Annotated in this window: 7 protein-coding genes; 4 read left to right on the top strand and 3 right to left on the bottom strand. The window is 45.2% G+C overall.

The genetic code is table 11. From position 1 onward, the window contains the following. Positions 1-84: 84 nt before the first annotated feature. Complete coding sequence (locus LC605_RS30855) at positions 85-1,239, top strand: hypothetical protein (protein ID WP_229551218.1); 1,155 nt, start codon at positions 85-87, stop codon at positions 1,237-1,239. Position 1,240: 1 nt separating this feature from the next. Beyond that, positions 1,241-1,669: a hypothetical protein gene (locus LC605_RS30860; protein ID WP_229551219.1), complete on the top strand. Its 429-nt coding sequence runs from the start codon at positions 1,241-1,243 to the stop codon at positions 1,667-1,669. A 9-nt stretch (positions 1,670-1,678) separates the two neighbouring features. Here the strand turns inward: LC605_RS30860 and LC605_RS30865 are convergent, their stop codons facing one another. The 3 genes from LC605_RS30865 to LC605_RS30875 are packed head-to-tail and all read right to left on the bottom strand — an operon-like array spanning position 1,679 to position 3,813. Beyond that, on the bottom strand, positions 1,679-3,148 hold the full coding sequence (locus LC605_RS30865; protein WP_229551220.1) for a ThiF family adenylyltransferase: 1,470 nt from the start codon (positions 3,146-3,148) through the stop codon (positions 1,679-1,681). Continuing rightward, a complete protein-coding gene (locus LC605_RS30870) occupies positions 3,145-3,525 on the bottom strand; it encodes a hypothetical protein (RefSeq protein ID WP_229551221.1) in 381 nt (126 codons plus the stop codon). The genes LC605_RS30865 and LC605_RS30870 overlap by 4 nt, the downstream gene beginning before the upstream one ends. Before the next feature lie 9 nt (positions 3,526-3,534). Further along, a complete protein-coding gene (locus LC605_RS30875) occupies positions 3,535-3,813 on the bottom strand; it encodes a multiubiquitin domain-containing protein (RefSeq protein WP_229551222.1) in 279 nt (92 codons plus the stop codon). Between the two features lie 195 nt (positions 3,814-4,008). Between LC605_RS30875 and LC605_RS30880 the strand changes: the two genes are divergently transcribed. Together LC605_RS30880 and LC605_RS30885 are read left to right on the top strand one after the other, a co-directional pair. Beyond that, positions 4,009-4,431: a helix-turn-helix domain-containing protein gene (locus tag LC605_RS30880; protein ID WP_229551223.1), complete on the top strand. Its 423-nt coding sequence runs from the start codon at positions 4,009-4,011 to the stop codon at positions 4,429-4,431. After that, complete coding sequence (locus tag LC605_RS30885; protein ID WP_229551224.1) at positions 4,418-5,053, top strand: ImmA/IrrE family metallo-endopeptidase; 636 nt, start codon at positions 4,418-4,420, stop codon at positions 5,051-5,053. The genes LC605_RS30880 and LC605_RS30885 overlap by 14 nt, the downstream gene beginning before the upstream one ends. Positions 5,054-5,062: the final 9 nt, after the last annotated feature.

The following is a 5,062-nucleotide window of genomic DNA, read 5'->3' on the forward strand; positions in this document are numbered from 1 at the left end:
TCTTGATTTATCGTCATTGCGTAATTGGTAAGTTGAAAAGTGAGCTACTACAACATTCAATAAAATCCTTATGCAATAAGGATTTTGAGCTTAACCCGGTTTTCTGTTCCAATAATACTCACGCCCCAAGCACTGAAAGATTGTCAGAAAATTCGTGCTGATGACGCACCATCCTACGCCCCTGCTTATATTTTGCAGAAGGTGTGGCTGTCTGGGTTAAACCATTGGACAACTAAAGCATTAAAAGAAGCTTTCGCCAAAGATTTGAGTTTAAATATATTTGTCGATGCCGAAATCTCAAAGCTCCGAGATACCATCCGCCAGGGGTTGCAGACTGGTAACTGGGATATGAAAGTAGGAGAAAAGCTGTTTATAAAAACCGATGACGGTAAAATTACCCTACCCGACTCCATAGAATTTTCTGAACGGATGGAACTCTACCGCCGGGGAATTCTGGAACCACCGAAACCGCGAGAAATTGAACTGAATGCTCAAGTCTTGTCCAGTACAGAATCGGTAAAACCTGTGCGGATAAGGTGGAAAGCATCGGGGGCTTTGACGATTAAGCTGTATCAGGATGGAAATTTGGTTGCAGGGGAGTTTCGCCCTAGTGATGAATATGAGACAGCGATCGCTAAAACCACAACTTTCAAAATCGTAGCTGACTACGGCAATGGCGAAGTAGAGGAAAGGGAAACCCCAGCGAAGATATTGGCTTATGGTACTGGAACACCCAGCACACCAAGCGCAGGCGAAGATGGGAAGGGTTCTTGGGATGATCTGACTATATTTAAAGCCAAACCGGAAGAATTTGATTTGGAGGGAACACTTGATCGGGTATTTAATGAATTAAGCGATCGCATCCAAGATAATCAAGTTCAGGGTATCCAGTCGTTGGAAATCTCCGTTGGGCAAGTAATGGACTACCGCAAGTTGATGACGGCTTTCCCTATGTTGATCAAGCTAAAAGTGCAAATCGACCAAACGGCAACTATTACTGTTAATGAACAGTTTATCCGGTTAGAGTACCAAGGGCCAGTTAAAGGATTTCAGAGTTTTCAGGGGGCTGTTAACACTTTGCTAAGTAGCCCGGATGTAAAAGCTGACGTGTCGCTGAAGCTAGTATTTGAATTTTCATCTCCAGTGCAACCAAACGGCGCAGAAATCAGTAATATCAAACAAGCCCTGAATCGTAATCCGGTTGACAGGCTGAATTTGACGGCGAAAGTAACGTACTGAGATGCAAGAGTTTCAATTGCGAGTGGTTCCTACAGACAACAATAACTTTGCCCTGGAGTTGTATCAATGTGCTTATAAAAAAGCCGGTGAAAAAAAGCGTCCTTCTGCCAAGCGTATTGGGCGTTTAAAGGGCAATGCTTTAATTCAGGTGAAACAGGCAATTTATGATTCTTTGAAGGCGAATAATTACGACCCCAAAACTCTAAGTCATAATCGCCAAACTCCCTATGTTTTGAATGAAGAATCAGGGATAAATTTGGCGTTGCTATTTCAAACTTTACAACCGCTTTCTAAAATAGAACGCATTGCGAATATTGCCCAAGGGATTAGAGCCATGAGTTATGAAGAATCGCACTACTGGTTTGCCAAGATTAGCAATGGTAAACGTAATCAGGCTTTAAGAGCAATTCGAGTATTGCTTGGTGATTAGCTGCAACTGCTACGCATTTGGCATTCGGCAGGGGAGACGATAGCGATCGCCCCTGGCGCGACGACTCCTAGAACTACTGCTACAATCCAAGCAATAATCGTTAGCACGCGGCTCCACATTGATAATGCTGCGTTCTCGCGCAAACCTTAATTGGTGGCACAGTTGGACTTCTGGTTGATAAAGCCCTGTGAACATCATCATAAAATCGTTCACAGCTTGCTCGGCAGACTTAACATTGAGTGCAATGACGCTGGGTTGAGCGATATCTTCATCTTCAACATACCGTTGAGTTCGCCGTTCTTCCTCACTCAATGCTTCTTGTTGTAACCTACCAGCCGGAATCAATTCATGGCAGTGCAGGCAACCACCATAAGCATAAGGAAGTACGGGTCGAGTAGCAGTAAAAATATCTCCAACTTGCTTTGTTTGCTTATTGACAGGAACCTTAGCACCAATCTGAATCCCTGGAATCAGGTATTGATGCACCAGCGCGTTGAAAACTAGACGGCTTTGCATCGAGTCTGCTGCCAAGAACAAGAAATCGACATCTACTAGTAACTTTGCGTTGGCGTAGCCCGTCGTAGACATCGCTTCATCGACGATATTTCCCACAACCGCATCATAGCGGATGGAGGGATTAGCAAGTTTTGCAACCCGGCGGGCGACATGGACTTTATAAGCAGCCAATCGCTTGCCGAGTTTTTGCAACCACGGAATCGGCTGTTTGGTTAACCAAGTCATTGCATCCCAAGGATTTGTGCCAACAATTCGCGGTCGATTAGTTAATTCAACGCGGTCAAAGTCGATGGCGACGATATGTCCAACTCCCAAGTGAGACAACCATTCATTGATCAACGAACCTCCGCCGCCAAGTCCGATGATTCCCACCTTTAAATTGGCGAAAACTTCTTGTCCGACATCGCCAAACAAGCGTGCGTGGCGGTCGTACATGGGATTGGCGGTACACAGTCGGGGTTGGGGCGCAGGATAAAGTCGCCGGATATGCGAACCGATGACGGTCATGTGGTCGAGTTGGAAGCGACCAGAGGGAGTCCAGATATCCCCTGCTACGGCGTTTTTGGCAAATACTAGCGCCCCCACCGGGCCGCCACGAGTAATATCGAGCAGCGCCGGATACCCTCGTTCGTGGGATGCCATATCATCAGCTGAGAAGCAAACTTGGTCTCTACCGCCATGACAATGTACGGCGAAGTAGCAGAGATTCTGTTCTGCACAGTAACCTGATATCTCAGCTACAAACTTTGCAGTTAAAGCACGGTAGCCGCGAGTGCCAGGTACATAGTCAATCCTGTCTTGCGCTAGAAAAACTTCACGCGCCAGCAGGCGGATACCGCGAGGAGTTTCTACAATACCTGCTGCAATCACCGCGCCATGTTCATCACCATCGCCAGGAAAAAGATGCTGATGAAGCTTTTGATAAAGTGGCTGATCAATTCTGAATTCAATAGATTTGTTCATCGGCTTCTCAACCACGTAAGAACCTTAGTTAATTTGGATGCAGCCGTATCAATAGCTGGATTCAATCGATTGGAACGCCTCGATACTTGGATTGCAGGCTGATTTCGCCAATTAGCTGAGGAGAACCCATCACCTTGAACTAAACCATCAACCCGACGTAACCCTGAATCTATATAGTGTGGGTAGACATCTGCATAGGGATACTGAAAGGAAATTGCAAAGCCTACCCAACTGCTGGAAGGCACATACTGTTCACCAATCAGTAGTTTATGGACAATGACGTTTGCGCCACCCTGCGCTTCAGCTTCCACTTCGACGGAATGTCCTGGAAAGGCTTGCTGAATTTCTGCGATCGCCTGTTCAACTTCAGGTGTCATTGATATCTCCTATGAGTTGTCATCAGGTGCAGTGGCGCGGAACTTTTGCCCCTCATGCAGGGTAACGGTTTCGCAGTCTCCAATTTGCTTGAGGGGCGAATTGCCTTTGACCTCAAACAGCACGAAATCTTCCTGAATCGCTACACCCTGCTTAATCGCAGCCTGTTTAATCTCTAAGCCTGTAGCCTTATGCTCTGAGAAGGTTACAGGGCGTTCGTTGACGGTAACAGTGATTGTTTTGGGTTTTTTCGCCAATAATTCTGCGTCTTGCTTAGATTCAATCTGCATATAAGACTCCTTTTGTGTCTAGATGTGCTTTAGGGGAGTAATTTCTCAAGGATGATAGTTAGCCGCAGGAAAGTCGGAACCTCGCTGTCATCCTATTTGTGTTGAAATACTGTCCTAATATGGGATAATAACTTTTGCTACAAGGATCGTCAACATCAAAAGGAAGTAATATCCTATAAAAGGAAAGTTATATCGATGGGGCTAGTTGCGAACAACACAAACCGAATGGAATTAATGGAGTACATCGGAGAACGCATTCGCTATCTGAGGACGAGTTATGGGGGTAAGGGGCTATCCCAAGAAGCCCTAGCAAAAGAAGTGGGAACAACTGCAAACACCATTTCACGTTGGGAAACTGCGACGTATCGCCCAGCAATTGAAGACCTCGAACGCCTCGCTCGGTTCTTTGGAGTGTCAATTTTAACTTTTTTTCCTCCAGAAGAGGCTCCGCTCAGTGAGGAAATAGCTGCATTGTTGCGTGTAGTTAAACAGTTACCCCCTGAAGATTTAGCAGAATTGCGTACTTACGCTGAATTTCGTAAAGCGCGAAGTCTCTACCAACCAGGAGATAAATCGAAATCAGGGCGGAAGAGGAAAAAACAGAATGACGCAGAATAAATACTATGAGGAGATGAAGGAACTTGCACGTTCGGTTCGGTCAGAATATGGCTTGACAACTCCGCGAGTACGCAAGTCAGATATAGGACGCATCTACAAGGCACATAAAATCAAATATGATTTGTGGCCCCCAAAAAATTCACCCCCTACAGCGAAATTCAAAAAGTTGCGGGGGGCTTTCTTTTATGATGAGTGCGGTGCAACTATTATGATTAGCCGTTCGCTACCGGAAGCTCCAGCACTTTTTACAATGTGTCATGAACTGAAGCATTTTCTCGTTGACCGCAACCTGAAATCTCTATTGTGTGGAGAATACAATCAAAATGAAAACATTGAAGTTGGGGCAGAAATTTTTGCTGCTGAAATGTTGTTTCCAGACGCAGATTTTATTGCTGGTTTAGTTGAGATGGGAGTAAAAGAAGGTGAATGCACCCCAGAAGATTTGGTGCGATTAAAGCATTCAACAAAAGCAACAATTTCTTACGCAGGAATGGTGAAGAAAGCCTATTTTCTGGGGTTTGCCCGTAATGGCATATTGGATAATGTCAAATGGATGAAACTAGAAGAAGAAATGTACGGAGTTCCGATTTATAAGCAAATCCAACGCCAACGCAAGCAATAAAATCTGCGT

It is taken from the genome of Nostoc sp. CHAB 5836, assembly GCF_020829445.1.
Classification (GTDB): domain Bacteria; phylum Cyanobacteriota; class Cyanobacteriia; order Cyanobacteriales; family Nostocaceae; genus Nostoc.